Source organism: Lachnospira pectinoschiza (genome assembly GCF_900103815.1).
Taxonomy (GTDB): Bacteria; Bacillota; Clostridia; order Lachnospirales; family Lachnospiraceae; genus Lachnospira; species Lachnospira pectinoschiza_B.
Genome location: NZ_FNHZ01000001.1, coordinates 901,268 through 926,741, shown reverse-complemented (window position 1 = coordinate 926,741; position 25,474 = coordinate 901,268). Strand labels below are relative to the sequence as shown.

The following is a 25,474-nucleotide window of genomic DNA, read 5'->3' as shown; positions in this document are numbered from 1 at the left end:
ATCACTTTCCTATAAGTTTTAAGAATTTCTTATCGTTCATTTGCTCGTTTGTAACATACTCCCCATCATGGAATAACGCATAATTCGTGATCGGTGTCGGTGCATTCTGTGCTTCTTCTTTACTTTCAAGATGTATTGCCTTGAATGCAATACCATTTTCTTTTGCCGTCTGCTCCAAAACCGGGACATATTTTGCATTGAACGGGCACTGATTCGTATAGTACAGAACATATCCCTGTTCTTCTATATGCGGATGTTTTGCACATTCCTTAAACAGCGGAGCTTTTGCAGTTTTATCGAATGGCATATACCAAAGCTGAATACCATTATCAGCTTCATCGCTCACGACAAATCCTTTATACTTCAGAAACTTCGGATCAGCTAGAAAGGGTTTCTTCTTTGAAGCGCAAAGAATACAAAGCCCTTTTTTCCCCTTTTCCTTACTATCCTCGATGCAGGCAGTAAGTAAATCAGTAGAATATCCATGTCCTTTGAAAGCCCCAGACACCCAGAGACAGTCAATGTACATATATCCATCTGCCTCTATCGGAATCCATGCGTTTTCCGCCGGGATATATTCGATAAAGCACTTTCCGCGCTCTACGCTCTTTAGGAAAACAAGTCCTTCATCAAACCTCTCCGAAAGCCATGCCTTCTTAGAAGAAACCTGAACATCCTTATTATTTGATATCGCGCAGCAAATATGCTCCTCTTCGAGGTTATCTTTTGTTACATAAACATATTCCATAACCGCTCCTTTTAAGTAATATGACTCACCCTAATGTGAGAGTCAATATACTTTTTAGATTTTCATAAAATGTAAAACTGTAATATAGTTTACCAATCAATCAAAAATTTCCTATATAAACAAATTTACACTTCTAACATCTTCATGAGGATTGACCTTTGCAAGTCCAATTTTTACAATTTTTCCATTTAGACTTCTAAAATCCTGCATAACCTCAACGCCCCTTAACATCTGCTTAGCCGTTAAAGTTTTTCCAATAGTAATATGCGGCAACCAAGAATAAGGCTTATAATAGCTGCTTATCTTAACTCCTGGCAAATCCTTAAAAGCCTCATAGACACGTGCCTGCAAGTCAAATAAATACTCATTAATATAAGGCGCAAGATAAAGTACACGTGGCATAAGCTGCCCCACCGTAACAATTGAAATCTCACCAGACTTGAGTTTAGTGTTATCTTGCAAGGTAAGCTTCTCAAAATTTGGAATCAACTCTTCCACCCTCCTTACTTCAAGAGCTAAAAGAGTTAGATGTGCTGGCACTTTGTTAGCTATGTAAAAATCATTACCCGAAGCTAAGGCCACTTTTTTTATGTAATCCTCTAAGATTTTATTACTCGTTTCATCAAAATAAGCAGAAACTAAATACATTATAACAACCTCTCATTATAATTCTTTATAAATTATCGTCTTCCCAGCCTTTGCAAATATCTACCCAGCCTTCCGCGCCAGATGCCTTTTCTAACTCAGCAGGCGTTAGCTTTACAGATGTAAATTCATTACCGCCTGCCGGATGAACATATTCAAATCGCTTCATAGAAACATCCAACCAAATTGGAATATTTTCCGGAACCGCAAATGGGCAAACGCCACCAGGCTGAAAGCCTGTAATTTCCTTAACTTTATCGCGTGGAATCATATGTGGCTTTGTGTGAAAATATGATTTAAACTTAGAACTGTTAACCTTTCCATCTCCAGCCATAACAACCACTACTGGCTTTTCATCCACCACAAAAGACAATGTCTTTGCAATCTCTGGCTCACTACATCCAATCTGTTGTGCCGCATGTTCCACAGTATCAATAGTTTCTGTATGTTCTGTTAGTCTGTCACCTAGTGCCTTCTCATCAAGAAATGCCTTAACCTTCTCATTAATCATCGCCAACCTCCATTCTACTCTTAATTCTTCCATCATTCTTCATCAATCTCACTATCCTCGACAAGGCGTATAATGTGCTTTGCCTTATCTACCGGAAATGGTACATTTTCAGCTGTATAATAATTCTTATCTACAATCCTGACTACAGCCTCATCTTTATCAATCAAAAACTCTGTTTCTTCAATGATTTCATCACTAAAGGATTGTCTTGTAAGCTCTACTTTTCCATCTGATGTTATGGTCAGATGCTGCTCAGTTTCTGTAGAGTTATACAATATATTATATAACATATTATATAAATTAATAATATTTTTAAGCTATTATTCAGTATTTATTATTATTATTATTATTACAAACTAACAAAAAGCGAGCAATTAATGCTCGCTTACATAAATGCATATACATAATTCTTTCCCTTATCCGCCGCTCCTGTTACCAGATACATCTTATTTGTTTGGCTCATTTATCTTTTTATCTTACACTTGTCTCTATGCAACCTTCTAATTGCAACTATAGGTTCAATCATAAATACTATCAATAAAACAATAAATACAAGCCAAACGATAACAAGGTTATACGCTAAACTAAAAGATTCAAATGTCTTTAAGTTAACGAATAAATAAAATCCCAAAACTCCAGCCATTGAAGTAACTCCTACAAGTGCAGTGTTAACTTTAGCGTCCATATGATATCCGTATGTACCTTTTTTAATTTTCCTTTCAAGTGACCAGATTTTAATTACTCTTAAAATAACGCACAACACTATAATAGCCACACACGCAACAATACTATTAAGAGCATAATATACGCTTATAACAGTAGGAAATATGAAAGAAAATAATAATTCTTCCTTAAAAACAAATAACATTTTAATGTGTCGATATTCAGCATCCTTCTCAAGAGAGGCAATGAGCAAAAGAATAAAACTCATTATGGTGACTATCAAAAAAGACCATAGTACAAATTTCCAATATACTATATTATTTTGATTTTCCATAAGCATTACAGGACATAAACCACATGCAAATATTATTGGCGAACAAAATGCGTGTTTTATCTTTATTTCCGGCATTTTTCTAAGTACTTCAAAAATATCTGTAGCTTTTTTCCCCTTATTTAGAATCCACTTCATTCCAATCTCCTATTTTGTCTCATAATAATAAACCCCGGAACGGAGTTATCCAACCAGTTTAACAAATCTGAATTTTGATACCTACAATTCTTTAACACCTAACTGGTATTATAAAGTGTTACGATAAAATCCGCAATGCCTTGATTTTACTACAGTTTTGGTAAGCGAGCTTTCCCTTAAACTTTCCCTTATGTTATATCCTTTTCCCTTGTGTTACGACACCTCATAAGGGCAAAAACAAGGGAAACAAAATCTGGTAACAGCTAATAACATTATATAAATCACATAAGTCGGCTGGAACTGGTGGAAATGTTTTTTACTATAACAGATTATCAAAGCCACAACGGATAAAGGAAAGGATAACACAGATATGAATATCGTACACGCTGAATACAATCAATTTCACAACTCCATAGACATCAATTATTACAATGGTTTTATACTTCGGATTGACTGTGGCAGGGCAGAGGAAAATCTGGTAACTACACCAAACTCGCAGAGGATGTTGGATGCCCTTGCGATTGATGACCCACTAGAATATGCAAGACTTTACCTTAATTCTGAAATGAGTGAGCCTTCTGTTTACATAGATACAGAGTATCCGCAAGGATTACTCCAGTAGTGTGGAAAGGAGGGCTGCCAATGGATATTTTAGGACTTATTGCAGTGCTTAGCTTTGGTTTAACCTGCTTTGGAATAGGATACTCTATCGGTAAAGATAGTAATCACACACGAAAATAACCGCCCTATGCCTCGTAAACATGTGAGCGGTTAATTCGTAAACTTTTTATATGGCTAACCGTCTATCGTTAGCTTCTGTGAGACACTTGTTAGCGCAAGTGTCTCTCTTTATTTATAATATACCACCTTACATTATTCTATGCAAGAAATTTTTCCTAAAGTTTGAGCCACTAATGAGAATAACATTCATAGGGATATTTATAGGAACTATTAAATTTGACGAAAGACTGGTTCATTTGATTGAAAATAAAAACAGACCAAGTATACATAATAAGCTAGATTACTTAAAATTTACTTGATCTGTTTTTACATTTCCATATTCAATTATTCAAAAATACTCTCTCAAAAAATTCCTATTTTATCATATCGTTTAACATCTGGAAGGTTTTATCATAAAACTCATACTGCTCGCAAATAGGCATAATGCAATATCAATAATCCAAATTGTATTATAATTCCCTGTTGCGCTTACAAATATGCCTCCAAGATATGCACTAAAGAATGCACCTATCTGATGAACCAAGAATAATAATCCTATAAGGGTTGCAACATGTTTTAAATCAAATTTTTCATTTACCAATCCTGATGTTGGAGACACCGTAGCATCACCTGTAAGTCCAAGTCCTGCCGAAAATAGAACTGCTGTTGTAAAATTCTTTGGAAGTAAAAAAAGATATACACAAACCCAAACTGCTCTAAATCCATAGTAAAATGCCAGCAATTTTCCTTTGTCAATTTTCGTGCTTAAAAGTCCGGACAGCAATGCCCCAACAATCGTCATGATTCCATAAAATGAAAATGCCCAGCTCGCATGGTTGCTGTCAATATTATATGAAATATATTGAGAAAATAGATGTGACTCAATAATTACCATATGAAATCCACATGTGGAAAACCCTGCTAACAATAATAAATATGTCCTGCTCTTAAAGGCTTCTTTAAATGGTAGATTTGTCCTTTCCTGTACCTCTTTCTTTGAAACGACAGAATCTTTTGATGTAAGGACTATGGATAAAGGAATCAGAACGATAAATACTCCTATCATAAAGATAGAATTTAATCGAATTCCGCCTCTGTTAATAAGAGCATTTATTAAAGGTGCGAAAATAAACCCTACCATTCCAGCAGATGCATTCAGCATTCCGGACATAGTCATTGCATGCTCTTTCCCAACAAAACAAATTGCAGATGTCAAAACTATACCAAATGCTATGGCTCCAGTACCTAAGCCAAATAGTATCGACAAAGACAGGAACAGCATTGCAAATGATGTTGCCGTCATGATTCCTACCATAGAAAGTGCAAGTAAAACTACACCTGTGAACAATACAAATCGATTTGATTTCCTCGATGCCAAAATACCAAACAGGGGTTGTGATGTACCAAACACAAGCTGCATAACTGCCACACAAAGACTGGCATCCTTATATGCAATTCCACACTGCTCTGCCATCGGTGATAATAAGATGCCTATGTTACTTCTTATTCCTGCACCAACTCCATAGACTGCACAGGCAATCAAACCAAAGGCTATTACATAGAACAATTTATTTTGTCTTAACTTATACATATAATTCACCAGAAGAATAAAGTGCAACCTTACCCGCTAGTTGTGTACGATTTCCAGTGACTCTGCAATATAATACACCGCTCCTTTTAGAAGCCTGATAAGCAACCAATTCTTCCCTTCCAAGTTTTTTAGCCCAATATGGTGCAATGTGACAGTGTCCACTGCCACAAACCGGATCTTCATCTACACTTAGCTTAGGAGCAAAGCTTCTGCTTACACAATCATAATCCGAACCGCTTGCTGTCACATGAACGAGTAATCCATCTAAATCTTTCATCTTATCTAAATCAGGCTTTAAATTCTTTACCTTATCTTCATCAGGAAGAATGCAGAGTAAATCACGTCCCATATATGCCTCTAAAGGTCTTATTCCAAGAGCTTTCTCCATTTCATCTGTAACACTTACCTGCCCCAGTTTATAGGAAGGAAAATCCATTACGAGTAAATCTTTCTCTTTACGGACAATCAACTCACCACTCATTGTTTGAAAAGAAACTACTGTTGCATCTGTATCATAAAACCGAAATATCACATAGGCTGTCCCTAGTGTAGCATGACCACATAAATCAATTTCTCCACCAGGTGTAAACCATCTAAGTCTATAACTATCTCCTTCTTTAACAGCAAAAGCGGTCTCTGAAAAATTATTTTCCAATGTGATATTCGTCATAAGTTCTTCTGAAATCCACTCATCCATAATACATACGGCTGCTTGATTTCCCTTAAAAACTTCATCGGAAAAGGCATCGACTATATATTGTTTCATCTTTCCAATCAACTCCAATCATTTATATTTGACACCATTATACTCCACGTTTTATAATTAGTAAAACAAATATATCTAATTCTAATATTAGGAAAGGCGATTTGAATAATGCAACGACTACAGGCTCTTCAAAAAATAATCGAATTAGGAAGTTTTACAAAAGCAGCAGATGCACTTGGCTTTACCCAATCTTCTATAAGTCAAATGATAGCATCTCTGGAAAATGAGCTTGATATCAAACTTTTAGTTCGCTCCAGATATGGTGTTCGGCTTACATTAGAAGGTCAAGAACTTTTCCCCTTTATTGAACAAACGATTAACAGCCACCGTGCTATGATTGAAAAATGTTCCGAAATCAAAGGTCTTGAGACAGGAGTAATACGAGTAGGAACGATTTCAAGTATTACCTGTCATTGGATGCCCGGATTAATCAAAGGATTCCAAGAAATGTATCCCAATGTGCAGTTTGTTTTTCATCAAGGAGACTATAAGCTAATCCCTGAGTGGATTCATTCGGGTACCATCGATTTTGGTTTTATATCACAAGATGCAGTAACAGACTTAGAAACCATCCCAGTGAAAGATGGCGAAATGCTTGTTGTGCTTCCAACTGATCATCCGCTCTCTAATAAAAAAGCCATCTCTTTCAAAGAGATAGCCAACGAACCATTTATTCTATTAGAGGAAGGTAATTACAGTGAACCTCTTGCTGCCTTTGCAGAGCAAGAGTTAATTCCAAATATCAAATATCGTATACATGATGATTACGCAATTATGACAATGGTTGAAGCTGGTCTTGGTATTAGTATCCTAGCAAAACTTATAACTCAAAGGACATCCTATCATATAAAGTGTTTACCTCTGAATCCACCAATTTATCGTCACCTATCGATTTGCTATAAAGCAAAAGAAAATCTGCCAATTGCCAGTAAACTTTTCATTCAATACTTGATCGAGCATTTAGATATACTCCCATAACAAGAATATCGTGATAATTTAGATAAGCAATCTATCGCCAATCAATTTGTAAAAGCATGTAAATCAATTTACAATCACCCATTTTGATGGATGTAAGATAGGAATGTATGAAACGATAAAAGAGGTCGCAATGACCTCTTTTATCTTGCCCCTCTGTTCGTTGGTGGACGATAGATATAATCTCGTTCTTCCTGTCTTTTCTTGACCTCTGCTTGTTTTTCTGCCAGCTTACGATGGATTGAGTTTTCTCCATATCTGGATTCCCATTCCTTGTTGGCTTTGACATAGGCTTCATACTCGGACTGGCCTTGTTTATAGACTTTGGTGGAGTGCTGCAATACAGTCAACACCATATCGGCTTTTGAATTTATCCGTCATATACTTTAATAGTCCGTCTGGCGGATAATCCACAAAGGATTCCGGCAGAGCAATGATAAATTCTCTTGCTTCGATACATTTTCCATCTGTACCGCTTTTCTTAAATTCTGCCTGATTGCACTTGGCAAGTTCTGTCCAAAATTTTCGGTCTGTGGTTTCATATACCGCATAGAGATTTTCCTGTTTTTTGTCACTGGAGATATAATAGATTCTTCCACGAACATTATGGAGCTTTGACATCTGCACAAATGAATTTCTTGACATAGCGATTTCCTCCTTTCCCAGTTTTGATTTTGGAAAAGAGGACGGATAAGATAGGTGAGTTGTGATTGATGGACTTCTCCCTGTGAGCGAGTGCATAGGCACTCATCTTGCGAACACATCCGCCTGTCGGCGGCTAAGCCTCGCAGAGCGAAATACACAGAGTACAAAACGAAGTTTTGTGCGATGGGTGTATTTCGCTCTCAAACGTCGAGGGCTTGCTTATGAAGTCCACTTTTAGCTGTAACTGTTCCCTCAGCACCTAATTTTGTGCCTTTAATGGCACACTTTTTATGTGCCGTATCCGGCACTCCTTTTTCTTGACAGGAATGCTAGAAGATTGCTATGAAAATCAGCGAAACAATAGCACAAACAATAGCATTTTTTGTGAAAACAATAGCACATTTACTATTGTTGATTTTTGACCATTTTTGAAACAATAGCACTTATGCTATTAAAATCGGCAAAACAATAGCACGATTCGTTAGCATTTTCACCCTGACAATAGCACTGTGCTACTTTGCTTGCTCTTAAACTGTATCTGGCAAGAAAGTGGTAGTTAAAATTCCTATTAAATTTCTTTTTTAATAGTGTATTGCTCTATTACATTTCCTTTTTCATAGTGGATTTTACTATTAACCTGTATCTGCGATTTTTTCTTTGAGTTCGTCAGTATCAGATGATGTTAATAAAAGAATTTACTATTAAAATCCGTTTTTAATAGTGCATTATTCTATTACATTTTGATTTTAATAGAGATTTTTACTATTAACTCACAGCACCTTTTGTAAGTTGGGTGGACTTGTCCTACCACTTGGGTGGATGATTGCACCTATCTTATTTTTTTATTTTCTGAAATGGGTGGACATTTCATAACACCTTTTGTATCTTGGGTGGACTTGTCCTACCATCTGGGTGGACGATTGCACCCATTCACATCCATCTTGTCCTCATTTTCCAAAAGTTCTGGTTGTATCTGAGGACTTGTCCGTGATATAATCTATTTGCGTGTAGGTATATCATGGCTTTTAGTCAGATACATACCAGAGGGATGGTCTTAGGACTGTCCCTTATTCATTTTTCATTGTTCCCTTGACCGCTTTTACTGCGTGTCTGTCTCGTAAATCTTTCCCCTCATTGAGAATCAGAAACTCGTCTAATCGTTCCCTGCGGATTAAGATTTTTCTTCCAACTCTAAGGATTGGCAGCTTTTCCCATTCAACAAGATTTCTAAGAGTGTTTCTTCCGATGCCTGTATAGTCGGCAGCTTCTTCAATGGAGAGAGCAAACTTTAATTCTGTCATTCAATCACCTCATTCCTGCGTAGGATTACAAGTCCTGTGCATTTTATTTCCTTTCTAAAACTTGCGTTACGCAATTTCTTTGTACGGTAACTATACTGCATTTATTTCGTCTTGTCAAGCGTTACGATGTTTTAATGATTGATGTTAAATTGCGTATTGCATATTTTGGTGCTTTAAAAACAAAAAAACCTCCTTTGCCAGTTTCTTCTGACAAAAGAGGATTACATCATTATTGATTAATTAACTATATATTAACTAGGCTTTTATGTTGTCCTACAAATATTCTTTTTCGTTTAGAATTACTTCATTTGAAGAAATCTCTCCAAGCGTGGCGATTCCTCTATCCAAATTAACATCTAATACGGTTTCATATGTTTTCCACTCAAAATCATTCCAAGATACTCCTGTAATTGTATCTTGTCCTGCTTCTACTTTTCTTTGCATTTTATCGTCTATGCCAAGTAATATTTTGAGTGAATCTGGAGTTTCAAATGCCTTCTTCCAAGTTTCTGCCTGCTGTTTTGCTACAGCAGCCTCATGTTTATTAACATATTCCATATAATTTTTCATTCGATTATTTTCAGCTTGTTTATCTACTTCTCTCAATTTATTCTTAATCTGATCTGATAACTCAATATCAACACCATTTACTGTAATTCTCCCCCTTGATATTGCACGACTTACCATTGCCGAATCCGAAAAATGTACTTTATAGTCATTATTCCCTTGACCTTTCGATATACCTAATATATCTTTGCCAGAGTTTGCTGACATTTTTGAATCAGACTCCTGTAATTTTTTTGCTTCCTGAGATATTTCTAAAATATCTGTTCTTTTTTGTGTAGTAGAGCCAGTTTTAGATTTACTGCCTCGAAAGTTACTATATTGTAGTGTCTTATCATATAAACTCCTGTTATTTGGTATTTCATAATTACTAATATTAAATGACATACTGCACCTCCTAATCTATTCTTGATATTTTATATATCGTCTATTTGAGCCAAATATATAAGTTATATCGAATCACCAATTTGCAATTCGTTACGGTATTTTAATAATCGTCTTATAATTGCATATTGCAATATATCGTGTTATGTGGTATAGTAATGACATACCGAAAAAGGAGGTTCGCAAGTATGTTAAAAGATAAAGAATTGCGAAAGACAATCGGTAGCAGAGCAAAGAGCCGCAGACAGGAGTTAGGATTGAACCAGCCTTATGTCGCTGAAAAGATGGGCGTGACCGCATCCACGATTCAGAGATACGAAGCAGGAACGATTGATAACACCAAGAAAATGACCTTAGAAGGTCTGGCAGATGCACTTCATGTATCTGTGGAGTGGCTGAAAGGTGAGACTGACGAATACGAAACAGACATTACGGATAAAAGAGAATTACAGATTCGTGATGTAATGACTTCCATTCTGAATAAACTCCCTTATGATATGGAACAGTCCGAAAGTGATTTTTCCAAAGACCTGCTACTACTGATGTTACAGGAATACGAGCTGTTCGTGGATTCATTCCAGTTCGCTTGTAAGAATTTCAAAGGAAATGCAGATAACAAGGCACTCGCCCAGACAATGGGGTTTGAATCCAATAAGGAATACAATGAGATTATGTTCCTTAGAGAAATCACCCACACCGTCAACGCATTTAACGATATGGGCGATATTGTAAGATTGTATTCAAAAAATCCTGAGACAGCGAAAAATCGACTAGCCAATCTTTTATCAGAAAAAGATCCCGATTCGGTATAGATAGGCAGACGGAGCTATGATATACTCACACGCAAGAAGCATTTCACCAGTTCCGATTGCCGATATCGAAAGGAGAAACGATTATGGCAAAAGGTTCTGTAAGAAAGAAAGGCAAGAAATGGTACTACCGCTTTTATGTGGAGGACGCAAGTGGTAACTTGGTTCAGAAAGAATTTGCAGGTACGGAGAGCAAATCAGAGACGGAGAAAATGTTACGCAAGGCTATGGAGGATTATGACGCAAAGAAGTTTCTAGCCAAAGCGGACAACCTCACACTCGGACAGATGCTTGATGTATGGGCAGAGGAAGATTTGAAAACAGGTTCACTTAGCAATGGTACAGTCGGTAACTATTTACAGGCAGTAAACAGGATTAAACAGCACCCAATCGGAAACAGAAAACTAAAGACAGTCACTTCGGAGCATTTGCAGAAGTTTATGGATTTGCTTGCATTTGGCGGTGAGGAAGGAAATTTTAAGTCAAAGGGTTACACCATCGACTATATCCGTTCTTTCCACGCAGTCCTGCAACAGTCCTTCCGATTTGCAGTCTTTTCAAAGCAGTACATCACATTTAATCCAATGCAGTATGTGGTAATGCGTAGGAAAGCCGAGGAAGATGTGGATTTGTTTTCTGATAATGATGAGGATGCAGAGGTTATCAACCCGATTACACCAGAGCAGTATCAGACGCTTATGGAGTATCTGGAAGAAAGAAACAAGCCTGCTGTCCTGCCGGTACAGATAGCATACTACACAGGTCTTAGACTTGGAGAGGTATGCGGACTGACTTGGAGTGACATTAACTTTGAGGAACAGTATCTGACAGTACGAAGAAGTGTCCGTTACAACGGAGCAAGGCACAAGACCGAGATCTGTCCGACAAAGCGAAAGAAAATCCGTATCGTGGATTTCTGTGATACACTCGCTGACATCTTAAAGAAAGCAAAAAAGGAACAGAGAAAGCAGGTGTTCAGTTACGGAGAACTCTATCAGAGGAACTACTACAGGGAAGTCAAGGAAAAGAATCGTATCTACTATGAGCTTTACCATTTGGATGGCACAGAGGACATTCCCCTTGATTACAACGAGATTGACCTTGTATGTATCAGACCGGAGGGAGCATACGAAGCCCCTGCAACGGTTGAGACAGCTTTAAGGACAGCAAGGAAACGATTGTCGGAGCTTGATGATAATTTCCACTTCCACACCCTGCGACACACCTATACCACAAACCTGCTCTCAAACGGAGCAGCACCAAATGATGTGCAGGAATTACTCGGACACTCGGATGTAAGTACCACTATGAATGTCTACGCACACGCTAACCGAGAAGGTAAGCGAAACTCAGCCCGACTACTTGATAAGGTGGTTGGAGAATAAAATCGAATAAGAAAAACTTTCCCTTGTAGATACCTCATAAGGGCAAAAACAAGGGAAAAGGATACATATAGAGTGGCAAAGCATACCGCCAAGCCGCATAAAATAAGGAAAGTTAGGATTTTAGTTATACAAATCCGAATTTGTATAATACTTATTCCTACTCTCCAAGAGCCACAAGATCTATTCTTTCATAGCGATTATGTCCCTGAATTTGTTTTTTATATTTCCAGCATTTAATCGCATCCTCCAGAGTCTTTCCTTTATTATCTTCAAAGAAATCACGAATATATGTATTATACTCAAATTGGCAATCAATCTTTGTTTTTCCTTGCTTCTTTTCTTCAAGAATTTGATAATAAGCCGCAATTGCTTCCTTATATGTCTTACCAGCGTTACTTTTTAACCATTTTTGAAATGCCACATTAAAAGAAAATGCCGCTCCAATGTGTTCCTTGAAAAACGCTCTATGCTTTTCAGAACACACAATATTAGGTTCTATTATTGTATTTTCATCGATTAATTGCACATTAGCTGGTGCTTTTCTTTTGACAGAAGCTTCTAATACCTTTCCCGTATCAAGGAAGCAAGCAATTCTGTCAGCTAGTTCTATTTTCCCACCTGAAATAGGCAAGTTGTTCTTTCTACAAAAATCAACCAATTCTTCCTTTAAATAATAATAACTTCGAAAGGTTTTTCCATCTAATTTTCTATCCAATTCAGGTCTTTCACTCATTTATATTTGCTCCTCCAAATCCCGGTTTTACTTCATCTATAACCACTGTATAAATACCGTCTTATCATTACAGTTGTATCCAGCATTTTTCATTTTAAATAAAAATGCTTGTACTACATTTATTTTACATATACTTTATATTTTACTGCCCACCATAAAAAATCCGCATACTCAATCAACTCTGTCCCAATGCTGAAAACCTTTTTATTGTCCTTATAGGCCACAATTGCCGAGTTATTTTTCTGTTTAACCAATATTTCCTTAAAATTATATTCTTTTGTCACGCCAAACAAATTTCTGTATAGTATTTGCTCTTTATTTACAGATATTTTCCAGTTTTTTGTTCTCAACAAGCAATACAAATTAAAAAATTCGAAACAGAGAAAACCTAACACTGTAATAATGTTGCCAAGCGTAAAACCATTCCATATGCAAGAGAAAAAACTTCCAATCAAACATATTGAAGCCACACCCCATCCTACACAAAATAGATTTTTAACAAATCGCGGCTCTTTTATACAAAAAACACCTGTATCTACAGCTTCTGTATTACGCGGTTTATTTTTGTCCTTACTATTAAATACTATAAGTATAATTGTTATTACTACAACACAAATAAATAAAGTTATTTCTATATAATCATAATTCATTTTTTCACCCCGTCTAAATCGAATTTAGGTATAGTATTCTATGTTTCTTTTAAGCTTGTTATAAATGCCATCCTCTGTTCAAGCGCATCCATCCTGTGCTTACTCATTTATATTACTTTTTCAATGCTGCGCTCAGACTATTAGGTATCCCCCTCGGTCCACGCACAGCATATATTCCATACTCAGATTTCAACCTGTCAAAAGTAAACTTGTCAGGCTGGTACTATCCATTCCTTTGGCTGACGGAACTTATCCTTTTTCTTCTTAGATGCCGTATCTAAAAAGCTGCCATCAATCATATTGAAGATTTCATCAAAGCTCACTGTACCATCAAGCAGTATTGTCATCCAACTGCCCTTGTTCATATGATATCCAGGATAAAAACCCGGCTGTTGAAGCAGGATATCTCTAAGCATCAAATCGTCAATCTTAACATTTAAAACATCAACTTCATCAGTGGAATCAATCCCCAGCTTATCTCTGCCTATAGTGGCTATCAGAGCAAACCACTTACGATTATCTTCATGCCTGTATACTGCAAAGCTTGGATATCTCTTCCAAAGGTATTCCGGAGATGCCTTATATTTTTTCTTTATATACTTGGATACTTCATCTCTTACAGATGCCATCAAAACACCTCCTGCTAAATCTATACCACATTGCTCCTTATTATTCTGCATAACCTCGCTCCACGATATCATTCCAGGCTTCATCATCTATCATTTCATCTTTAAAAAGCCTTTTCCTGTCGTCCTCAGTAATCGTTCTCTTAATCCTGCATGGATTACCTACCGCAATACTCCAGTCCGGGATATCTCTTGTAACAACACTGCCTGCTCCTATTACAACATTGTCTCCGATATTAACTCCCGGGCAGATTACTGTGTTGCCACCAATCCATACATTATCACCTATAGATATTGCTTTTCCGTATTCATAAGCAGAATTGCGGGTGCTTGGATATATGGGATGACCTGCCGTATATATAGCTACATTAGGTGCCATCTGGCAGTTATCTCCAATAGTTACATTTGCAACATCTATAATTGTACAATTATAGTTGGCAAAAAAATTCTTTCCCACTTTAATATTATTTCCATAATCACAATAAAATGGCGGATTTATAAAAGCTCCTTCGGATCCCGGCAAAAGTTCTGCTATAACCTCACGGATTCCATCAAAATCACTTCTATCCATGAAGTTGAGTTTTTGCAATATCTTTCTGCATTTTTTCTGTTCTGCCATTAAAACATCATCGCAAATATAAGCAATTTCTTTATCTCTACGTTCTATATTATTCATTTAAAAAACCTCTTCAAAATACCTTTCTACCTGCTCTGGTGTTTTCTTACATCCGTCTTTAAACCACCACTTGACTGTTTCTATAAATATGCCTGTGTACAATCCAGTAAACTGTACTTTTTTCCATTTTGCTACAATTTTATTTTTATAAAATAGCCGAATATAAAGGGCATAATAATAAACCTAGTATAAGCATCTATTTTTTATATTCGAAAATATCCATATCTACTACTAGTGCTATTCCTTTTTCAATTGCATCATTATATGACACATCCTCATATAATAGTTTCTTAGTAATATTGTTATAATCCGATTCATAGAATTGACTTGAAATAATTTCCTTAAGCATATCTGGAATATTATATTCCAGCTGCGCTGACGGATTATTCTTTGACTTCATACGATCGTCGCGTACCCTATCAATCAAAGCATCTAATTCAGGTGTTATCTTAACCTCAGGAAGTAGCTTCGCAATATCATATAAATGTCTCGAGTCTCGATCCATCATATTTTGAATACGGTAATCACAAACAGCAAATACCTTGTCAATAAATGTTCGTTCCAAGGACTGAACCTGCATACTTATCTTTGCTTCATCAAATGGAATTGGAAGAGTAATTCCATTCTTTTCACAGAATCTACCCACAAAGCTATAAACATCATGAGTCTCTGCCGGATAAACATCCTGATAAAAACTTGTTTCAATAATCAGTTCCAAAGGTATTTCACTAAAGAATGATTCGTACTTAAACACATATTTGTTATAGCTATAGCGAGATTGTATATCCTCTGGATTCGTTAAAATCAGGCCTAAATCCTCTGCTAAGCTTAGAATCAAATTCTTTGTCTGCTTTTTTTCACCTTCAGTCGGCTTGCGATTCATAGACAAATCGATATCTTCTGAAAACCTATCAATGAGCCCATAAGCTTTAGATAAAGAAGTTCCTCCCTTAAAGACAAAAGGAAGATCACTTTGAGAAATACCAGACAATATCATCGACTGAATAGTATCTTTCTCAACCATCTGTGTTGTACGATGCTCTTCGGCAGCTACCGTCTCAATAATCTCTTTCCATTGTTCTTTATAACCTCTATACCAGCTCACCCATCAAGCCTCCTTCATAAATATTTCTATAAACTTTATCCGGATATAATGACAAATATTGTTTTACAACCGAAAAATCCACACCTACTGAGCTGACAAAATCTTTTAGCTTTGAAGCAAATTCCTGTCCGGAAATCTCACTATACTTGTCAATCGTAGACATTAAATCCAAAAACTGTAATGCAGATTTATTCTTAGATGTAACCTCAGCAACCGGTTTATATACAACAATGGTATTTCCATCAATCTCCTGCTTACGCTGTTTAGTCGATGTTTCATTACTACAAACTTCATAGCAAGAAGGATTCTGCGTTGTAAATCCATATTTGTTTGCAAGCTGTAATCCCGTTATATAGCCTTCCACTTTTTCTTCTGAGCCAAGATACTTCTTCTCGATATACTTATCCACTGAAACCTTCCCTTTAGTACCAAGAATTGTAACATAAGAAAGAAAATATACGCCATTATATAAGCGCTCTAACTTACCTTCGTCCACAAGTTTCTTCATTTCCTGTCGAAGATAATCTTTTGAATTGCTCGGAAGCTCAGTCAAAAAAATTGGCTCACCATTTTTATAGTTTTCAATTATATAATCATATATCATTTGGCTCACCTCACAAATCTGAAACATTTTATTTCATCTTTATGATACAGCCATTTATCCTTATTTGCAAGTTTTTATTTTTACAGAACGGATAACTCTTCTGTCCAATTCTTTATAATTTACGAAACTTCGCACAACCGGAATTCCTATAAATACTGCATTCTGTATAAAAATCCCGACATAAAAATAACTTCTGATCCATTGGACCAGAAGTTAAACCATCTTCCTATCTTATGATAAACTTGAATTTTATGGTCTATTAGACTTTTTATTTACAGTTGTACTTTCGTTTCATTTCTCGTCTTGCCTTAATCTTTCCTAAAAGTCCAGAAAGATTCATTGCAAGGAATATTAATATACCACAATTTATTAACCCAAGGCCTGCACCTGCTACTCTTTCATAGAAACTTCCATGTGTATCTAGTCCTGTTAATTCAATAATCACGACCGCAATCATTCCTATTAATGGAATAACCGTAAGTACAAGTAACCTTCCTTTAATTTTCTGATTAATTGTCTCTGTATAATCAGATAATTTCAATACTGTTTCTTTTACTTCTTCATTCATATTCTCGCTTTTCCTTTCTCCATCAATGATTTCAGGTATACTAACATCATAAAAATCAGCCAATTCAGCCAACAAACTAATATCAGGCATATTAGAACCTGTTTCCCATCTAGAAACCGTTCGTCCTGAAACTTTTATCTTTTCGGCAAGCTGTTCCTGTGTAATATCCTTTTCTTTCCTAAGTTCTTTTAAAAAAAGTCCAATCTTTTTCTGATCCATACTGTTTCCTCCTTTCATTGACAGAGTAATATTATTCTACTAAACATAACACGACACAAAGCGAGAAAATGCCGTATTTACGCTATTGGACAAATCTGTCTAGTATTATTTATATTGGCTTTAGCCCCAAAAACTGGAATTTATCGCTTTCTCATTTAAATCTAATGATCTGATTATTCGCATCAACAACAGCCTCAACACCAAAAGGAATGATACATCTAGGTGTAGCATGTCCAATGTTGACATTAAAAATAATAGGAAGCTTCGGATTGCTTATCACTTCCACCAATAATTTTTTATACTCATCAGCATAGATCTCATTTTGAGGCTTTCCCACAAGCACTCCTGAAACAGCTTCAAATACCCCTGTAGACTTTAAGTACTCCAAAGCCTTTTTGAACTTCTCTGGTGATGGTTTTTCTTCACTGGTTTCCAGCAATATAATACGTCCTTCCCAGTCCTTTGTATCAGGGAAAAGATGATATTTCCTGCACAAAACCGGCATATCCTCATAGCGTTCACCATCAAAAAAGTCATACATCGAATCAATACAACCTCCGAGAATCTTTCCCGAGAAGGTTGCCGGTCCCTGCAGAAGTTCGAAGCCCTTATTGGGATGTGACGGTGTCGAAGTCCCTACTTTTTCAGGTGAGAACTCAGTTCTTTCCTCATACCACACGTCACTTGGTGTTATCTCATGAATGGTACCTGTTGCAATAAGCTCCTGAAAGTAATTTTTGGTATATGGAAGCATATCCGTAGCCAGTTCACAAACATCCGGCAAAAAGGCTTGTCCATAGAAAGTAGTCATCCCTACTTTATGAAGCATAAAGTGATTTATTGTCGTATCAGAAAAACCGAGAAATATTTTATCCGTAGCAGCCTCTTTCAGTTCATCATTTTCAAATAAATATGGAAGCAATCGATACGTGTCATCTCCGCCAATAGCACACAGTATCATATCTATGTCTGGATCTCTTAGTGCATCCAAAAGATCTAAAGCTCTTTTCTCCGGATGATCTTTTATATATTCAAGTCCTAACAGTGCGTGCGGCATAAATCTCACGTTAAGCCCAAAGTCTTCAAGTCTCTTAATCCCAATATTCTTCTCAAATTCAACAAAAGATTCCCCCATTATTCCGCTTGAAAGACTTACTATCGCCACATTCTTAACCATATATTTCCTCCTATACAAATCTCGATTTTTCATCGTCTATAAAACTGTAAGTTATTTCTTTTTCGGAGTCGGTAGTTCTTCATACATAGCCTGTACCAGCTCCCTTAAGAACTCTTTATTCTCCACATCATCCACAAGAATCATTTCCTTCGCGCCATCATATGGCAATTCCAAATCTGCTTCCGGCATCATGGCTTTAGCCGTTTTCGTAGGTTTGACAAGGAAACGTTCATCCCGACAAACAGGAAGTTGCTTATCTAAAAAAACTGTGGAACTATAAAAAACAAAATAAGCAACGAAAGTGCAAAAACAAAAATGCATTCAATAAAAGGCTTAAACCACCTATTATGCATGCATAATACATTCATTTTAGCCACACCTTGCGGATAATTAAAAGTCCATGGATATTCATCAATATAAGTAATATCAATTTCTTGCCCTAAATAATTATCACGAACAGCATTCCACTTCTTTTCACGCATATTCTTGATAGAATTAAGCGTCATAGTCTTTATAACTTTGCCCTTTTCATTACGAAATTTTACAATTGGGTATGCCAATACTTTTCTAGGGCGTATAAAAATTGCTTTCTGATTACTATATACAGCCTCATGAAAATCAACGATTGTTGCTGTACATGTAGCACCACGTAATTTCAGTTTTATAATCCTATATAATTGACGACATGAGGCAAACGCACAAGCACAACCTGTTATTAAGAATAAAAGCCCATATAATAATTTCATTTTCTACAAACTCCGATTTGTTATTTTTTCATAGCAATTTTCTTTTCATGGACACGCGCCTTGCCACTATTACTTATAACATTCTTACCATAATGATTTCATCACGGTAGGTTCCATCTTTTAGTTTAAACGCTCTTGGAGTACGACCATACTCCTTGAAACCATACTTGCGGTAGAGTCCCTGTGCTCGCTTATTATCGCTAAAAACGCCTAGTTCCACTTGCTCGAAACCATTCTTTTTTGCCTGCTCCAGAGCAATCTCCATCATGAAGCTTCCAAGGCCCATCCCGGTGTACTTCTGTCGAATCGACATACCAAGATAAGCACGATGCAAATATTTCATATGTGGACGGACTAGCATCACTCCAAGGTCTCCGACAATCTCATCTCCAAGAAATGCCGTCACCAGATAATCCCGCTGGCTATCCCGCATACTCTCAATGCCGTTTCTCATTTTGCCAAAATCAATGTCTCCATCTTCCGGATACCTCGCCATAAAATGTGTCTCTGCTGCAGTTGCTTCACGATGCTCTTTCAGTTTCTTCGCATCCTCTGGAAGAGCACTTCGAATCTCAATTGTCTTTTCGTTCCACCGGAACACTCTAGGTTCTATTAACATTCCACCCTCCTATATTGCCTCAAAATAATAAACCCCTGGGACGGAGTTATCCAACTAGGTCGACAAATCTGAATTTACAAAGCTTTCCCACCGGAAACTCTTATAACCTGTCCTGTTAGCATCCGTGCCTGCTCGCTTGCCAAGAACAGTATTGTTTCTGCAATATCCTGCGGCCGGATCAATTTCCCCATAGGAATCAACGGAGTAACCACTTTTTCAAAATCCTCATCTATCCATCCTGTTTGAGTAGGTCCCGGGGCTACACAATTAACGGTTATTCCATATTTAGCCACCTCAAGTGCAATACTACGTGTTAATGCTTCTAACGTTGCTTTACTTGCTCCATAAGTGATCTGGCCTGCAAATACCTGCGCTGCATCTGTGGAAATATTTACAATTCTCCCGTAATCCCCACAATGTTTCACAAACTCACTTGTCATCATAATACTTCCGCGAACATTTACTGCAAACGTATCATCGATAACCTTTTGAGTAACAGCTTCTATAGTGTCGCACCCTGTTTCATCATCCGTGGCGGCATTATTGACTAATATATCAACTCTACCGAATCTTCCATAAGCCGATTCATATATCGCTTTTACGTTATCTTCATCAGAAATATCGCTTTCAAGGATCAGATACTCCGTCTTCATTTCACGCAATCTGTTCTCCAGATACTCTGCGTCACCGGCATTTGCGGCATAGTATCTGTCCGCTCCGTTTTTGTCGGTCCTATCCTTATCAAAAGGTCGGTTTACCTTTTTATAAACCAAAACCAGCTTTGTCCCTTCACGGGCAAATGCCAAAGCAGTCGTTGCGCCAATTCCCTGCGGGTTATTTACCCCTGTGATCAAAGCCACCCTGCCCTTTAATCCATAATCAACCATTTGTATTACCTCCACAAACTGCGATTTATAGTTTTCTTCCCATTTCTATTCTCATATCATGATTTTCTGGATCATGATTAGAAGAGGTTCTTTTACCTTTATCCATTTAATGTCAAAGCTGTCGCCTTCAGGCTCTATGGTCAAATACTCATTAGATAGTATCTTGGCTTTGTACTTCTTGCCCTTACAATCATTGTATTCTAGCTGCTTTATTATCATCGATTCACCCCTAAATTCGAATTTGCTTATTTACGTCGAAGTTCTTTAATAAAACATACACTAACCACTACCATCATTATCGCCAATGCATCCGAAGCAACCAACTGTCCAATCGCAGCCGCCGGAATTGGTTGTAAAGGCCATGGCTCAATAAAACTGGCAAGGCACGCTCTGAACATCCAAACTACTGTTAGGAAAAAATAGAAATAGATTACTTCCCGATTCATGTCCAATGCTCTTTTACCTAACAAAATCAACATGACACTTAGCCCAAGCAACAACAATGAGAAACAATAATTCGTATAATCTATCCCAACTATAAGATTCTCATATTGCATTGGAAGATAGTCATACCATTGAAACATCCATGGGACAAAGAAATGCCATAGTCCCACTAAAGCACTTATTATTACAGTAACAAAATATAAAATACGTATCCCTTTTTTCAAAATTTTTCACCTCTACATTTTATTCTATTTTTAAATCTACATATTCGCCTTCCTGTTTGTTATAAACATGCTTGCCAATAATAGAAAGTAGTTTTTTGATATCATCGATTTCTTCACTTGCAAATTCAACATATGAATGATTCTTATCAGATTCATTTTCTTTTTCATACATGTCATTACAATACACAAAAAACTCATCCAGTATATCTTCTAAAGGATACTGCGAAACGTAAGGATCACTAGGTTCATTTTCTTCTAGCTCAGGTTCTGGCTCAAAAACAATGGATGTTACATAAATAATACTTTGTTCCTCAGGATCATGATGGAGCATGTATATCATATCTTCTACTTTTTCATAATCATCTGAATTATACTTTTCTGCCTTATAAAATCTAATATTTTTCACGTTACAAGATCTCCTTTTTAATTTTGCTTTTTCTTTACTTTATCAAAAAAGCCCCATATATATCTCCATAGTTTTTAAGGTTAAAAAACTACAATAATTCTATATTAAATTTATAGACATTGCAACCAATCATTACAGTGTTCTCTTTCTGCTTCGAATAGCAGCCATTCTGTCCAAATCGCCGTTTTCGATTTCATTTTCCAATGATGCAATAATTGTATCCTTTCTCTTTAAGAAATCTGGTCCTGTCAAGTTTTTACCTGAAACAGTATGATGCGTAACAAAATAGCAATCACAAGTGAGATTCTCTACAAATGTCTTTAGCTCTATAAGCATCTCCTTTTCTGAAAGTGGTGTGAACTCGCCTCTCTTAGCCTCCTCAAGAAGTGGTGTTCCAGGGAAAAGAGTCAGTCCACCGGTTCCTACAAGCATAGGCTTACACTGAGAAAAAATCTTAGCAGAATTGATGGCATGCTCCAAGCTATGCTCTTTGCCGGCTGTACCATTCAGGAAAGTCATCCAGTAATCAATGCCCGCCTCTTCAAGCCTTTTGCACTGCTCTAATATGTTTGATGCGTGATATCCTTTATTAATTCTATCAAGCGTCCAGTCATCTCCGCTTTCAACTCCAAGAGATATTTCTCTAAGCCCTAACTCTTTCAACTCTCAGCTATCTCCTGTAGATCTTCCTCTATCCATTCCATTGGCTGCATTCGAAATGGAACCTCTTTATACATTGTACAAAACTTGCAGTTGTTGTGAGTGCACCCCTGTGTAATCTGTAAAAGTGGAAATGTTGGCCAATATGGATTTCTATAAACTGTCTCTGTAAAATGCATTTTTAATGCCTCCTTTATCTAAAATCTTTAATGTTACATAAGCTTCTCTTTTAGAATAAAGGCAAATCTTGTGCTAATCCACTTACAGAAGTATAATAATGATAGAATTTCTTACATAAATACATTTTTGTAAAAATTAGTGAGGTGAAAACAATGGCAGATAGAACCAAATTATGGATTGCAGAAAAAATGAAAAAGATTATGGCGACAAAGTCCTTAGATAAGATTCGTGTGACTGAAATCTGCCGTGAAGCAGAGATTGAAAGACCGACCTTCTACTATCACTTCAAGGACAAATACGATTTAGTTGCCTGGATTTTCTTTCATGATGCTTTCAAGACCGATATCCTCTCTGTAGAATCAGCAGCCAAAGCCATGAATGAGATGCGAGCAGATTACCTCTTCTATAAAAGGGCTTACGAAGATAATTCCCAGAATTCCCTCTGGCAATACATGCATAAATACTTTGTTGACCGTTACTCTGTCGAAGCAATGAAAATTCTTGATACAGATAGATTAGATACCCAGATTTTATACAGTATCCGTCTATACTGCTACGGATGTGTGGGAATGACTAGAGAATGGCTGATGAATGACAACATCACCCCTGCTGAAACTGTAGTAGAAATGATGTTTCATTCTATGCCTGAGAATATAAGAAAAATCTATTTTTAATGTTTTTGTACCATTCCTAGCAGCTCGCTCCGCTCGCAGGTCTGCCCGAACTCCACAGACCACGGGCTACGCCCGCAAGGAAGGATTGTAATCGGCTTCGCCGATGGGATTAAATAAATTTACGAACATTCGCACATTATTTTAGTAATAATTATTGTGTGAATGTCTGTAGAAGTGATACACTTCGCCTCCATAAGTATCCAAATGCAGTTTACATTTGTGACATACCCCAATCCACCTCTTTGCGGAAGCCCTCGTTATAAACACAGTAACTGGCTTTATCGCAGGATTTTATAGCATCAATCCTTTCCTAAAATCTTTAGTCCTGCAATTCCTATCACAATCAGAATAACACAAATGACCTGTGGAACCGACAGTTTTTCGTGAAAAAGAAAAACGCCAAGCAGTGTGGTTCCAAGTATTCCCATTCCAGTCCACATGGCATAGGCAGTGCCCAAAGGTAACTGTCTAAGTGCAATTGCTAAAAATACTGCACTGGCTACGTAACCCACTCCTGTAACAATCGATGGAATCAGTAGCGTAAATCCGTTTGACATTTTCATTGCCACTGCCCAGATTATTTCCAACGCTCCAGCAATCAATAGATAAATCCACTTCATATAAAAACCTCCAAATAATAAAATACGCCATTCCTCCACCTGCTAAGACCTAACGGTGAAGGAATGACGTGAATCCCACTACTCGGTAGCAATGGGCGTCTGTTTGTTTAATTGATATGATGATAACGCATGCTAATAAAAAGAGTCAATAACCATGCGTTCGCAAATCCTTATTTACAATAAATCATCGTCATCATCGAACATTCTCTGGCGTTCTTCCTCTTCTTCTTGACTATACTCACTGTCATCCCAGTTATAAGTGTACTCACCACGGGTCCAGCTAAAACCATCACGATTGATGTCTTCGTACTCACCAGATTCATAATTAAAAGCCCACTTTGACATAATTAATCCTCCTTATAATTCTCTAATATATAATTAAGCATTTCAAACGCAACTTGCTTCTTCGCTTTCTTCTTTGAAGATGAATTAATCGACGCGATAAAATCAAAACCTTCTACTTTACAAGTAACATACCAGATAGGATTCCCATCAGCATCATGCTCTTCACGATATTCAAATTCAGGCATAGCTATATAATCACGTCGCACAAGAATCTCTAGCTGATTAATTGCCATCTCAACTGTTGGCTCATCAATCTCGTCTCTGATAGTAAAAAGCATATTATGTGATTCTAAGTACTCATATGCTAATTTGCACGCATTTCTTCGCGCTTCATTTTTAGAATAGCCAAATCCAGCAAAAGCCGGGATATCGGTGGCTATCTTAACAAAACATGTGCGAGTTGTATTTGAAAGATAACGTTGTTCCTCGCTACCAAGCACATTACAGCTCTGATAAATAGTATTCTCAAGACGATTCCACCATGTGCTGCTTTCTCCATGCTCTTTATACTGAAACCAAGGTTCATTTCCATAAGACTCGTCCCACTCATATATTAGGCGAACATAATCAGTTTCATCTGTTGCAAGGATAGAATCCGGATTTAGCATAACCTCTACAACTTCCTGAATCTTTTCAAAATCCCAATTACTATCAATTGCTACTGCACCAATAATTGCCTCAAAGAGATCTTCCTTAACAGATTTATCCTGTTCTCTATTATTCAGCACATCTCCTTTTCCCATTATGAGACAGTCTGCTATGCTTAATTCATCGATTCGTCTTGCCAAGGTGTCTTTCTGAACCAATCTTTGCTTAATAATAGTTAATTCACCTTCATCTAAGCTAGATGAAAACTCGTAATCATACTTTTCACCAGTCCTTTGCATTTTATTAAGATCATCTTTTGTTGGAGCATTACCGTATTTACGAACGAGATATCTTACAACGGCAATATCTAACGCTTTATCACCAATGAACTCCAATACCTCATTGTTCTCACCGCCATTCTCTTCCGTGTAAGAACGACGAGTGAAAGCTTGCTTTAGAAGTGCTTCATTCTTAAATTTGTAATTTCCAATCTGCTGCGGTACCAAGGTACCAAATAAATCTTTCTTTTCCATAAAATAAAAAATCC

At 36.9% G+C, this 25,474-nt stretch carries 32 protein-coding genes and 2 pseudogenes; 5 read left to right on the top strand and 29 right to left on the bottom strand.

The window, feature by feature from the left end; all coding sequences use genetic code 11:
* Nucleotide 1 precedes the first annotated feature (1 nt).
* The 5 genes from BLQ66_RS03935 to BLQ66_RS03915 form a co-directional block, all read right to left on the bottom strand.
* Nucleotides 2–748, bottom strand: a complete 747-nt coding sequence (locus BLQ66_RS03935; RefSeq protein WP_074521008.1) for an N-acetyltransferase — start codon at nucleotides 746–748, stop codon at nucleotides 2–4.
* Nucleotides 749–859: 111 nt separating this feature from the next.
* The gene (locus BLQ66_RS03930; protein ID WP_074521007.1) at nucleotides 860–1,396 is read right to left on the bottom strand and encodes a 2'-5' RNA ligase family protein; all 537 of its coding nucleotides are present in this window, start codon (nucleotides 1,394–1,396) and stop codon (nucleotides 860–862) included.
* 25 nt (nucleotides 1,397–1,421) lie between these two features.
* Nucleotides 1,422–1,904 (bottom strand): YbaK/EbsC family protein, encoded by a 483-nt coding sequence (locus tag BLQ66_RS03925; protein ID WP_074521006.1) that lies wholly within the window; start codon nucleotides 1,902–1,904, stop codon nucleotides 1,422–1,424.
* 32 nt (nucleotides 1,905–1,936) lie between these two features.
* Nucleotides 1,937–2,194: a hypothetical protein gene (locus BLQ66_RS03920; protein WP_074521005.1), complete on the bottom strand. Its 258-nt coding sequence runs from the start codon at nucleotides 2,192–2,194 to the stop codon at nucleotides 1,937–1,939.
* Nucleotides 2,195–2,367: 173 nt separating this feature from the next.
* Nucleotides 2,368–3,036 carry a hypothetical protein gene (locus tag BLQ66_RS03915; RefSeq protein WP_074521004.1) on the bottom strand — a complete coding sequence of 223 codons (669 nt, stop codon included), beginning with the start codon at nucleotides 3,034–3,036 and terminating at the stop codon, nucleotides 2,368–2,370.
* Nucleotides 3,037–3,406: 370 nt separating this feature from the next.
* Here BLQ66_RS03915 and BLQ66_RS03910 point away from each other — a divergent pair, with 370 nt between their 5' ends.
* Nucleotides 3,407–3,658 carry a DUF6061 family protein gene (locus tag BLQ66_RS03910; RefSeq protein ID WP_074521003.1) on the top strand — a complete coding sequence of 84 codons (252 nt, stop codon included), beginning with the start codon at nucleotides 3,407–3,409 and terminating at the stop codon, nucleotides 3,656–3,658.
* Between the two features lie 489 nt (nucleotides 3,659–4,147).
* Here BLQ66_RS03910 and BLQ66_RS03905 read toward each other — a convergent pair whose 3' ends face one another.
* Both BLQ66_RS03905 and BLQ66_RS03900 read right to left on the bottom strand, forming a co-directional pair.
* Nucleotides 4,148–5,347: an MFS transporter gene (locus BLQ66_RS03905; RefSeq protein ID WP_074521002.1), complete on the bottom strand. Its 1,200-nt coding sequence runs from the start codon at nucleotides 5,345–5,347 to the stop codon at nucleotides 4,148–4,150.
* A complete protein-coding gene (locus tag BLQ66_RS03900) occupies nucleotides 5,340–6,113 on the bottom strand; it encodes a PhzF family phenazine biosynthesis protein (RefSeq protein WP_074521001.1) in 774 nt (257 codons plus the stop codon). Before BLQ66_RS03900 ends, BLQ66_RS03905 begins: the two co-directional genes overlap by 8 nt.
* Before the next feature lie 108 nt (nucleotides 6,114–6,221).
* On the opposite strand from BLQ66_RS03900, the gene BLQ66_RS03895 reads away from it, so the two are divergent.
* On the top strand, nucleotides 6,222–7,091 hold the full coding sequence (locus BLQ66_RS03895) for a LysR family transcriptional regulator (RefSeq protein WP_074521000.1): 870 nt from the start codon (nucleotides 6,222–6,224) through the stop codon (nucleotides 7,089–7,091).
* Between the two features lie 318 nt (nucleotides 7,092–7,409).
* On the opposite strand, the pseudogene BLQ66_RS03885 reads toward BLQ66_RS03895, so the two are convergent.
* From BLQ66_RS03885 to BLQ66_RS11755, 3 genes and pseudogenes are all read right to left on the bottom strand, one after another.
* Nucleotides 7,410–7,733 (bottom strand): annotated as a pseudogene (locus BLQ66_RS03885) (MobA/MobL family protein); the annotation flags it as partial.
* 1,067 nt (nucleotides 7,734–8,800) lie between these two features.
* A complete protein-coding gene (locus BLQ66_RS03880; RefSeq protein WP_008396997.1) occupies nucleotides 8,801–9,034 on the bottom strand; it encodes a helix-turn-helix domain-containing protein in 234 nt (77 codons plus the stop codon).
* A 273-nt stretch (nucleotides 9,035–9,307) separates the two neighbouring features.
* Nucleotides 9,308–9,985, bottom strand: a complete 678-nt coding sequence (locus BLQ66_RS11755; protein WP_083330252.1) for a hypothetical protein — start codon at nucleotides 9,983–9,985, stop codon at nucleotides 9,308–9,310.
* 185 nt (nucleotides 9,986–10,170) lie between these two features.
* On the opposite strand from BLQ66_RS11755, the gene BLQ66_RS03870 reads away from it, so the two are divergent.
* Both BLQ66_RS03870 and BLQ66_RS03865 read left to right on the top strand, forming a co-directional pair.
* Nucleotides 10,171–10,794, top strand: a complete 624-nt coding sequence (locus BLQ66_RS03870; protein WP_074520998.1) for a helix-turn-helix domain-containing protein — start codon at nucleotides 10,171–10,173, stop codon at nucleotides 10,792–10,794.
* Nucleotides 10,795–10,877: 83 nt separating this feature from the next.
* Complete coding sequence (locus BLQ66_RS03865) at nucleotides 10,878–12,176, top strand: tyrosine-type recombinase/integrase (protein ID WP_074520997.1); 1,299 nt, start codon at nucleotides 10,878–10,880, stop codon at nucleotides 12,174–12,176.
* 157 nt (nucleotides 12,177–12,333) lie between these two features.
* On the opposite strand, the gene BLQ66_RS03860 is transcribed toward BLQ66_RS03865, so the two are convergent.
* From BLQ66_RS03860 to BLQ66_RS12145, 16 genes and pseudogenes are all read right to left on the bottom strand, one after another.
* Nucleotides 12,334–12,909, bottom strand: a complete 576-nt coding sequence (locus BLQ66_RS03860; RefSeq protein WP_074520996.1) for a DUF6434 domain-containing protein — start codon at nucleotides 12,907–12,909, stop codon at nucleotides 12,334–12,336.
* Nucleotides 12,910–13,028: 119 nt separating this feature from the next.
* Nucleotides 13,029–13,559, bottom strand: a complete 531-nt coding sequence (locus BLQ66_RS03855) for a DUF6560 family protein (protein ID WP_074520995.1) — start codon at nucleotides 13,557–13,559, stop codon at nucleotides 13,029–13,031.
* 212 nt (nucleotides 13,560–13,771) lie between these two features.
* Nucleotides 13,772–14,260: an MmcQ/YjbR family DNA-binding protein gene (locus tag BLQ66_RS03850; RefSeq protein ID WP_242869321.1), complete on the bottom strand. Its 489-nt coding sequence runs from the start codon at nucleotides 14,258–14,260 to the stop codon at nucleotides 13,772–13,774.
* Nucleotides 14,229–14,861: a sugar O-acetyltransferase gene (locus BLQ66_RS03845; RefSeq protein WP_074520994.1), complete on the bottom strand. Its 633-nt coding sequence runs from the start codon at nucleotides 14,859–14,861 to the stop codon at nucleotides 14,229–14,231. Before BLQ66_RS03845 ends, BLQ66_RS03850 begins: the two co-directional genes overlap by 32 nt.
* A gap of 196 nt (nucleotides 14,862–15,057) precedes the next feature.
* Nucleotides 15,058–15,966, bottom strand: coding sequence for a nucleotidyl transferase AbiEii/AbiGii toxin family protein (locus tag BLQ66_RS03840; RefSeq protein ID WP_074520993.1), 909 nt, complete (start codon nucleotides 15,964–15,966; stop codon nucleotides 15,058–15,060).
* Nucleotides 15,953–16,570 carry a hypothetical protein gene (locus tag BLQ66_RS03835; protein ID WP_074520992.1) on the bottom strand — a complete coding sequence of 206 codons (618 nt, stop codon included), beginning with the start codon at nucleotides 16,568–16,570 and terminating at the stop codon, nucleotides 15,953–15,955. Before BLQ66_RS03835 ends, BLQ66_RS03840 begins: the two co-directional genes overlap by 14 nt.
* Nucleotides 16,571–16,838: 268 nt before the next feature.
* Complete coding sequence (locus BLQ66_RS03830; protein ID WP_074520991.1) at nucleotides 16,839–17,357, bottom strand: helix-turn-helix domain-containing protein; 519 nt, start codon at nucleotides 17,355–17,357, stop codon at nucleotides 16,839–16,841.
* Between the two features lie 151 nt (nucleotides 17,358–17,508).
* Nucleotides 17,509–18,534, bottom strand: a complete 1,026-nt coding sequence (locus BLQ66_RS03825; protein ID WP_074520990.1) for a S66 family peptidase — start codon at nucleotides 18,532–18,534, stop codon at nucleotides 17,509–17,511.
* A 51-nt stretch (nucleotides 18,535–18,585) separates the two neighbouring features.
* A pseudogene (locus BLQ66_RS03820) lies at nucleotides 18,586–18,768 on the bottom strand (TfoX/Sxy family protein); the annotation flags it as partial.
* Between the two features lie 23 nt (nucleotides 18,769–18,791).
* Nucleotides 18,792–19,280 (bottom strand): hypothetical protein, encoded by a 489-nt coding sequence (locus BLQ66_RS11875; protein WP_143452971.1) that lies wholly within the window; start codon nucleotides 19,278–19,280, stop codon nucleotides 18,792–18,794.
* Between the two features lie 73 nt (nucleotides 19,281–19,353).
* Complete coding sequence (locus BLQ66_RS03815; RefSeq protein ID WP_074520989.1) at nucleotides 19,354–19,899, bottom strand: GNAT family N-acetyltransferase; 546 nt, start codon at nucleotides 19,897–19,899, stop codon at nucleotides 19,354–19,356.
* A gap of 74 nt (nucleotides 19,900–19,973) precedes the next feature.
* Nucleotides 19,974–20,786, bottom strand: coding sequence for an SDR family NAD(P)-dependent oxidoreductase (locus BLQ66_RS03810; protein WP_074520988.1), 813 nt, complete (start codon nucleotides 20,784–20,786; stop codon nucleotides 19,974–19,976).
* Between the two features lie 245 nt (nucleotides 20,787–21,031).
* Nucleotides 21,032–21,454: a hypothetical protein gene (locus BLQ66_RS03805; protein ID WP_074520987.1), complete on the bottom strand. Its 423-nt coding sequence runs from the start codon at nucleotides 21,452–21,454 to the stop codon at nucleotides 21,032–21,034.
* Between the two features lie 19 nt (nucleotides 21,455–21,473).
* Entirely contained in the window at nucleotides 21,474–21,860 is a 387-nt protein-coding gene (locus tag BLQ66_RS03800; RefSeq protein ID WP_074520986.1) for a hypothetical protein, read from the bottom strand.
* A 132-nt stretch (nucleotides 21,861–21,992) separates the two neighbouring features.
* The gene (locus BLQ66_RS03795; protein ID WP_242869320.1) at nucleotides 21,993–22,523 is read right to left on the bottom strand and encodes a radical SAM protein; all 531 of its coding nucleotides are present in this window, start codon (nucleotides 22,521–22,523) and stop codon (nucleotides 21,993–21,995) included.
* Nucleotides 22,520–22,699, bottom strand: coding sequence for a hypothetical protein (locus BLQ66_RS12145; RefSeq protein WP_242869319.1), 180 nt, complete (start codon nucleotides 22,697–22,699; stop codon nucleotides 22,520–22,522). The genes BLQ66_RS03795 and BLQ66_RS12145 overlap by 4 nt, the downstream gene beginning before the upstream one ends.
* A 153-nt stretch (nucleotides 22,700–22,852) precedes the next feature.
* Here BLQ66_RS12145 and BLQ66_RS03790 point away from each other — a divergent pair, with 153 nt between their 5' ends.
* Nucleotides 22,853–23,374 (top strand): TetR/AcrR family transcriptional regulator C-terminal domain-containing protein, encoded by a 522-nt coding sequence (locus tag BLQ66_RS03790; protein WP_074520985.1) that lies wholly within the window; start codon nucleotides 22,853–22,855, stop codon nucleotides 23,372–23,374.
* Between the two features lie 299 nt (nucleotides 23,375–23,673).
* Here BLQ66_RS03790 and BLQ66_RS03780 read toward each other — a convergent pair whose 3' ends face one another.
* The 3 genes from BLQ66_RS03780 to BLQ66_RS03775 form a co-directional block, all read right to left on the bottom strand.
* Entirely contained in the window at nucleotides 23,674–23,994 is a 321-nt protein-coding gene (locus tag BLQ66_RS03780) for a DMT family transporter (RefSeq protein WP_074520984.1), read from the bottom strand.
* A 174-nt stretch (nucleotides 23,995–24,168) separates the two neighbouring features.
* Entirely contained in the window at nucleotides 24,169–24,339 is a 171-nt protein-coding gene (locus tag BLQ66_RS12005; protein ID WP_180364689.1) for a hypothetical protein, read from the bottom strand.
* Between the two features lie 2 nt (nucleotides 24,340–24,341).
* Entirely contained in the window at nucleotides 24,342–25,460 is a 1,119-nt protein-coding gene (locus BLQ66_RS03775; protein WP_180364688.1) for a ribonuclease III domain-containing protein, read from the bottom strand.
* Nucleotides 25,461–25,474: the final 14 nt, after the last annotated feature.

Bases quoted from the DNA above. Each gene is read 5' to 3' on its own strand.
- BLQ66_RS03935 (WP_074521008.1), bottom strand. From the start codon at position 748: ATGGAATATGTTTATGTAACAAAAGATAACCTCGAAGAGGAGCATATT.
- BLQ66_RS03930 (WP_074521007.1), bottom strand. From the start codon at position 1,396: ATGTATTTAGTTTCTGCTTATTTTGATGAAACGAGTAATAAAATCTTA.
- BLQ66_RS03925 (WP_074521006.1), bottom strand. From the start codon at position 1,904: ATGATTAATGAGAAGGTTAAGGCATTTCTTGATGAGAAGGCACTAGGT.
- BLQ66_RS03920 (WP_074521005.1), bottom strand. From the start codon at position 2,194: ATGTTATATAATATATTGTATAACTCTACAGAAACTGAGCAGCATCTG.
- BLQ66_RS03915 (WP_074521004.1), bottom strand. From the start codon at position 3,036: ATGAAGTGGATTCTAAATAAGGGGAAAAAAGCTACAGATATTTTTGAA.
- BLQ66_RS03910 (WP_074521003.1), top strand. From the start codon at position 3,407: ATGAATATCGTACACGCTGAATACAATCAATTTCACAACTCCATAGAC.
- BLQ66_RS03905 (WP_074521002.1), bottom strand. From the start codon at position 5,347: ATGTATAAGTTAAGACAAAATAAATTGTTCTATGTAATAGCCTTTGGT.
- BLQ66_RS03900 (WP_074521001.1), bottom strand. From the start codon at position 6,113: ATGAAACAATATATAGTCGATGCCTTTTCCGATGAAGTTTTTAAGGGA.
- BLQ66_RS03895 (WP_074521000.1), top strand. From the start codon at position 6,222: ATGCAACGACTACAGGCTCTTCAAAAAATAATCGAATTAGGAAGTTTT.
- BLQ66_RS03880 (WP_008396997.1), bottom strand. From the start codon at position 9,034: ATGACAGAATTAAAGTTTGCTCTCTCCATTGAAGAAGCTGCCGACTAT.
- BLQ66_RS11755 (WP_083330252.1), bottom strand. From the start codon at position 9,985: ATGTCATTTAATATTAGTAATTATGAAATACCAAATAACAGGAGTTTA.
- BLQ66_RS03870 (WP_074520998.1), top strand. From the start codon at position 10,171: ATGTTAAAAGATAAAGAATTGCGAAAGACAATCGGTAGCAGAGCAAAG.
- BLQ66_RS03865 (WP_074520997.1), top strand. From the start codon at position 10,878: ATGGCAAAAGGTTCTGTAAGAAAGAAAGGCAAGAAATGGTACTACCGC.
- BLQ66_RS03860 (WP_074520996.1), bottom strand. From the start codon at position 12,909: ATGAGTGAAAGACCTGAATTGGATAGAAAATTAGATGGAAAAACCTTT.
- BLQ66_RS03855 (WP_074520995.1), bottom strand. From the start codon at position 13,559: ATGAATTATGATTATATAGAAATAACTTTATTTATTTGTGTTGTAGTA.
- BLQ66_RS03850 (WP_242869321.1), bottom strand. From the start codon at position 14,260: ATGATATCGTGGAGCGAGGTTATGCAGAATAATAAGGAGCAATGTGGT.
- BLQ66_RS03845 (WP_074520994.1), bottom strand. From the start codon at position 14,861: ATGAATAATATAGAACGTAGAGATAAAGAAATTGCTTATATTTGCGAT.
- BLQ66_RS03835 (WP_074520992.1), bottom strand. From the start codon at position 16,570: ATGATATATGATTATATAATTGAAAACTATAAAAATGGTGAGCCAATT.
- BLQ66_RS03830 (WP_074520991.1), bottom strand. From the start codon at position 17,357: ATGGATCAGAAAAAGATTGGACTTTTTTTAAAAGAACTTAGGAAAGAA.
- BLQ66_RS03825 (WP_074520990.1), bottom strand. From the start codon at position 18,534: ATGGTTAAGAATGTGGCGATAGTAAGTCTTTCAAGCGGAATAATGGGG.
- BLQ66_RS11875 (WP_143452971.1), bottom strand. From the start codon at position 19,280: ATGAAATTATTATATGGGCTTTTATTCTTAATAACAGGTTGTGCTTGT.
- BLQ66_RS03815 (WP_074520989.1), bottom strand. From the start codon at position 19,899: ATGTTAATAGAACCTAGAGTGTTCCGGTGGAACGAAAAGACAATTGAG.
- BLQ66_RS03810 (WP_074520988.1), bottom strand. From the start codon at position 20,786: ATGGTTGATTATGGATTAAAGGGCAGGGTGGCTTTGATCACAGGGGTA.
- BLQ66_RS12145 (WP_242869319.1), bottom strand. From the start codon at position 22,699: ATGCATTTTACAGAGACAGTTTATAGAAATCCATATTGGCCAACATTT.
- BLQ66_RS03790 (WP_074520985.1), top strand. From the start codon at position 22,853: ATGGCAGATAGAACCAAATTATGGATTGCAGAAAAAATGAAAAAGATT.
- BLQ66_RS03780 (WP_074520984.1), bottom strand. From the start codon at position 23,994: ATGAAGTGGATTTATCTATTGATTGCTGGAGCGTTGGAAATAATCTGG.
- BLQ66_RS12005 (WP_180364689.1), bottom strand. From the start codon at position 24,339: ATGTCAAAGTGGGCTTTTAATTATGAATCTGGTGAGTACGAAGACATC.
- BLQ66_RS03775 (WP_180364688.1), bottom strand. From the start codon at position 25,460: ATGGAAAAGAAAGATTTATTTGGTACCTTGGTACCGCAGCAGATTGGA.